Genomic DNA, 4,699 nt, shown 5'->3' on the forward strand with positions numbered 1-4,699 from the left:
CGCGGGCAGCATCGCGCGGCGCCTGGTGCAGGCGGGCGCGACGGTGTCGGCGCAGTCCGGGCAGGCGCTGTTCGAGCTGCTGCCGGACCGTCCGCGCATCGTGCGCGCGGAGCTGAACGAGACGTTCGTCGCCGCGGTGCATCCCGGCATGCGCGCCGAGGTGACCGTCGACGGCGACGATCCGCGCGCCGCCGTCGTGCCCGCGCGCGTGCTGCGCGTCGGCCTGGTGTTCGGCCCCAGCCGGCTGGACGACGACCTCGCGCAGGGCAACGACGCGCGCGCGGTCGACTGCGTGCTGGCGCTCGAGCGCGATCCCGGCTTCCGCATCGGCCAGCGCGTGCTGGTGCGCATCCTGCCCGACGCGGAACCGTCGGCGCGCTGAACGGTGACCGGCGTCGCATCCGCGTGTAAGCCCGCAGAAAGGGCCCGGTGGTCTAGTGCCCGAGCGCCGCATGGCGGCGACGACGCGGAGAAAGGCGTGTCACCCTGGACCATCCTGTGCGATTTCGACGGCACCATCGCCGTCGAGGACATCACCGACGCCGTGCTCGAACGCTTCGCCCGCCCCGGCTGGGAGGCGCTCGAACGCGCCTGGCAGGCCGGCGAGATCGGTTCGCGCGAATGCATGGCCGGGCAGGTGGCCCTGCTGGACATGAGCCGCGAGGAGCTCGACGGCTGTCTCGAGGAAATGCGCATCGACCCGGCGTTTCCGGCCTTCGTCGCCGCGGCGCATCGCGCCGGCCTGCCGGTGCGCGTGGTCAGCGACGGGCTGGACTACGCGATCCGCGCGATCCTCGCCCGTCACGGCCTCGACGCGCTGCCGGTGCAGGCGAACCGCCTGGTCGCCGACGGCGCGCGCCGCTGGCGCCTCGAATTCCCCTTCGCCGACGCCGGCTGCCGCAAGTCCAGCGGCATGTGCAAGTGCGCCAGCGCGGTGCGCGCGCACAACACCCACCGCCGCGTGCTGCTGGTCGGCGACGGCGCCTCCGATTTCTGCGCCGCCGGCGAGGCCGACTTCGTGTTCGCCAAGCACCGCCTGATCGAGCACTGCCGGCACGCCGGCATCCCCCACGTCTCCATCGTCGGCTTCGCCGACGCGCTCGAGCTGCTGCCGGCGCTGACCGCCGGCACGCTGGCCGCCGATCCTCGTCCCTTTCTCTCCCAGGATGCCGTCTCCGATGCGTAATGCCGCCCTTCCGGCCCAACCGGCCGATGCCATCGCCGCGCGCGAAGCCGAACTGCTCGCCGACGAGGCCCGCTACTGCTCGTTCGGCGACACCGTCCATTACAGCGAGCCGCCGAAGATCTTCGACCGCTGCGAAGGCAGCTACATGTACGACGCCGCCGGCGTGCCGTACCTGGACCTACAGATGTGGTACTCGGCGGTCAACTTCGGCTACGCCAATCCGCGCCTGAACGACGCGCTGAAGCGCCAGATCGACCATCTGCCGCAGGTCGCCAGCCAGTACCTGCACGTCGAGAAGATCGAACTGGCGCGCGCCATCGCGCAGGACGCCGAGCGCAAGTTCGGCCTCAAGGGCCGCGTCCACTTCAACGTCGGCGGCGCGCAGGCGGTGGAGGACTCGCTGAAGCTGGTGCGCAACTACAAGGGCGGCAAGAGCCTGATGTTCGCCTTCGAGGGCGGCTACCACGGCCGCACGCTGGGCGCCTCGGCGATCACCTCGAGCTACCGCTACCGCCGCCGCTACGGCCACTTCGGCGAGCGCGCGATGTTCCTGCCGTTCCCGTACCACTTCCGCGGTCCGAAGGGCATGAGCAAGGAGGAGTACGGCGAGCAGCTGGTGCGCGAGTTCGCGCGCCTGTTCGAGACCGAGTACTACGGCGTGTGGGACCCGAAGGTCGGCGAGTGCGAGTACGCGGCGTTCTACGTCGAGCCGCTGCAGGGCACCGGCGGCTACGTCGTGCCGCCGATGAACTACTTCAGGGGTCTCAAGAAGGTGCTCGACCAGTACGGCGTGCTGCTGGTGGTCGACGAGATCCAGATGGGCTTCTACCGCACCGGCAAGCTGTGGGCGATCGAGCACTTCGGCGTCGAACCCGACGTGATCGTGTTCGGCAAGGCGCTGACCAACGGCCTCAACCCGCTGTCCGGCATCTGGGCGCGCGAGGAGCTGATCAACCCGAAGCTGTTCCCGCCGGGCTCGACGCACTCCACCTTCAACGCCAACCCGCTCGGCACCGCGGTCGGCCTCGAGGTGATGAGGATGACCGCCGAGACCGACTACGAGGCGATGGTGATGGCCAAGGGCGCGCACTTCCTCGCCGGCCTGAAGGACCTGCAGCGGCGCCATCCCGAGATCGGCGACGTCGACGGCCTCGGCCTGGCGCTGCGCGCGGAGATCTGCGAGGCGGACGGCTTCACGCCCAACAAGAAGCTGGTCGACCGCATGGTCGACATCGGCCTGGCCGGCGAACTGGAGCACCGCGGCCGCCGCATCGGCCTGGTGCTGGACGTCGGCGGCTACTACAAGAACGTGATCACGCTGGCGCCGTCGCTGCACATCACGGCCGAGGAGATCGACCTCGGCATCGCCCTGCTGGACCAGCTGCTGACGCGCGCCAAGCGGTCGCTGGCGGGCTGACGCCCTGCCGGCGCGCCGTGGGGCGGACCGCGGTCCGTCCTACGGCGCGGGTCCGTCCTACGGCGCGCGCTTCAGCGCCAGCACCGCGTTCAATCCGCCGAACGCGAAGGAGTTCGACAGCGCCGCGCGCACCGGCCGCTCGCGGGCGACGTTCGGCACGTAATCGAGATCGCACTCCGGATCCGGGTCGAGGAAGTTCGCGGTCGGCGGCACCACGCCTTCGCGCAGGGCGCCGATCGCCGCGACCAGCTCGATCGCGCCGGCGGCGCCGAGCGCGTGGCCGTGCATCGACTTGGTGGACGACACCGCCAGCGCGTCGGCGTGCGCGCCGAACACCGCGCGGATCGCCCGGGTTTCGGTGGGGTCGTTGGCCGGCGTGCCGGTGCCGTGGGCGTTGACGTAGTCGACGTCGGCGGACGCGAGGCCGGCCTCGTCCAGCGCCGCGCGCATCGCCTGCGCCGCGCCGTCCGCCGCGGGCATCACCATGTCGCCGGCGTCGGCGCTCATGCCGGCGCCGGCGAACTCGGCGAGGATCGCCGCGCCGCGCCGCCGCGCGTGTTCGTAATTCTCCAGCACGTAGATGCCGGCGCCCTCGCCCAGCACCAGGCCGCGGCGCTGCTTCGAGAACGGCCGGCAGGCGTCGTCGGCGAGCACGCGCATCGCCTCCCAGGCGCGCAGCGTGCCCTCGGTCAGGCAGGCCTCGCTGCCGCCGGCCACGGCGGCGTCGACCATGCCGGCGCGCACCATGTGGAACGCCTGCGCCAGCGCGTGGTTGGCGGAGGCGCAGGCGCTGGACACCGCGAACGCCGGCCCGGTGATGCCGTAATCGATGCCGAGGTGCGAGGCGGGCGCGTTCGCCATCAGGCGCAGGATCGACAGCGGATGCAGGCGCGGATTGCGCTCGGCGTACAGCCGGCGCGCCTGCTCGTCGTGCGTGCCCTCGCCGCCGACGCCGGTGCCGATCACGATCGCGCTGCGCGCGCCGAGGCCGCCGGCGCGGAAGTCGAGACCGCTCTGCGCGATCGCCTCGCGCGCGGCCACCAGCGCGAACTGCGTGAAGCGGTCGAGCAGCGGCAGGCGCTTGGCGTCGAAGTGCCGCGCCGGGTCGAAATCGCGCACCTCGCCGGCGATTTTCGCGCGGAAGGTCTCCGCCGGCACCGCGGTGAGCGCGCCGATGCCGACGCGGCCCTCGCGCATCGCCCGCCAGTTCGACGCGGCATCGTGGCCGAGCGCGGAGACCGCGCCCATGCCGGTGATCACGACGCGGTGCACGCGCGCCTCCCGCCCGGCGGCGCTCAGGTGGCGCCGGCGGCCGTCCGCGACTTCTCCGCCAGCAGCCGCTCGACCGCCTCGACCAGTCCGCGCACCGATTCGGTGTCGAAGTTCGGATCGCGGTCGGGCATGGTGATCTTGAAGTGGTCCTCGATCTCGAAAATGATCTGGATCGCATCCAGCGACTGAATCTCGAGGTCCTTCAGCGTGGCCTCGGGCGTGATGCGCGCGACGTCGATCCCGCTCTCCTTCGCGATGATCTCGAAGATGGTGTCCTGCACGCTGCTCATCGCGGCGCTCCGGTGTGTGATTGCCGTGTGTCAGCTTGGTGCGCGCGCCTTTCACGCAGGTTTCGGGGTCGGCGCGCGCGCGCGCCTATACTCGCGCCCGCCATCCCCCTCCCGCCGCGCCATGCCCACGATCACGCTGCTGTTGTGGCTCGCCAACGTCGCCCTCGATACCGTCGGCCAGCTCGCCTTCAAGCACGCCGCGCACGCGCCGGCGGCGGACGACGGCTGGCGGGCGCACTGGCGCGCGCTGCTGCGGCGCCGCGCGCTGTGGCTGGGCGTCGCCTGCTTCGTCGGCGAGTTCGGCGTGTGGCTGGCGTTTCTCTCGCTGGTGCCGCTGTCCTCGGGCGTGCTGCTCGGCTCGATCAACATCGTCGCGGTGATGCTGGCCGGGCGCCTGCTGTTCGGCGAGCGCCTCAGCGCGCGCCGCGTCGCCGGCATCCTGCTGATCGCCGGCGGCGTCGCCGTGGTCGGCGCGGGAGCGTGAACGTGCGCCGCTTCTACCTCCTCGGCTTCCTCGCGCTGATGGGCTTCGAC

Annotated in this window: 5 protein-coding genes and 1 pseudogene; 4 read left to right on the forward strand and 2 right to left on the reverse strand. The window is 71.8% G+C overall.

Going from position 1 to position 4,699, the window contains the following annotated elements:
• The 3 genes and pseudogenes from MBSD_RS08760 to MBSD_RS08770 all read left to right on the forward strand — a co-directional run.
• Nucleotides 1–382: pseudogene (locus MBSD_RS08760) on the forward strand (secretion protein HlyD); the annotation flags it as partial.
• 96 nt (nucleotides 383–478) lie between these two features.
• A complete protein-coding gene (locus MBSD_RS08765) occupies nucleotides 479–1,186 on the forward strand; it encodes an MtnX-like HAD-IB family phosphatase (protein ID WP_062536974.1) in 708 nt (235 codons plus the stop codon).
• A complete protein-coding gene (locus MBSD_RS08770; RefSeq protein ID WP_062536975.1) occupies nucleotides 1,179–2,603 on the forward strand; it encodes an aspartate aminotransferase family protein in 1,425 nt (474 codons plus the stop codon). Before MBSD_RS08765 ends, MBSD_RS08770 begins: the two co-directional genes overlap by 8 nt.
• Nucleotides 2,604–2,660: 57 nt before the next feature.
• Here MBSD_RS08770 and MBSD_RS08775 read toward each other — a convergent pair whose 3' ends face one another.
• Both MBSD_RS08775 and MBSD_RS08780 read right to left on the reverse strand, forming a co-directional pair.
• Nucleotides 2,661–3,851 (reverse strand): beta-ketoacyl-[acyl-carrier-protein] synthase family protein, encoded by a 1,191-nt coding sequence (locus MBSD_RS08775; protein WP_062536976.1) that lies wholly within the window; start codon nucleotides 3,849–3,851, stop codon nucleotides 2,661–2,663.
• Between the two features lie 47 nt (nucleotides 3,852–3,898).
• Nucleotides 3,899–4,165: an acyl carrier protein gene (locus tag MBSD_RS08780; protein WP_062536977.1), complete on the reverse strand. Its 267-nt coding sequence runs from the start codon at nucleotides 4,163–4,165 to the stop codon at nucleotides 3,899–3,901.
• 121 nt (nucleotides 4,166–4,286) lie between these two features.
• Here MBSD_RS08780 and MBSD_RS08785 point away from each other — a divergent pair, with 121 nt between their 5' ends.
• On the forward strand, nucleotides 4,287–4,649 hold the full coding sequence (locus MBSD_RS08785) for an EamA family transporter (protein ID WP_062536978.1): 363 nt from the start codon (nucleotides 4,287–4,289) through the stop codon (nucleotides 4,647–4,649).
• The last annotated feature ends 50 nt before the right edge of the window (nucleotides 4,650–4,699 follow it).

The sequence above is a fragment of the Mizugakiibacter sediminis genome (assembly GCF_000953855.2).
In the GTDB taxonomy this organism is placed as follows: Bacteria; Pseudomonadota; Gammaproteobacteria; order Xanthomonadales; family Rhodanobacteraceae; genus Mizugakiibacter; species Mizugakiibacter sediminis.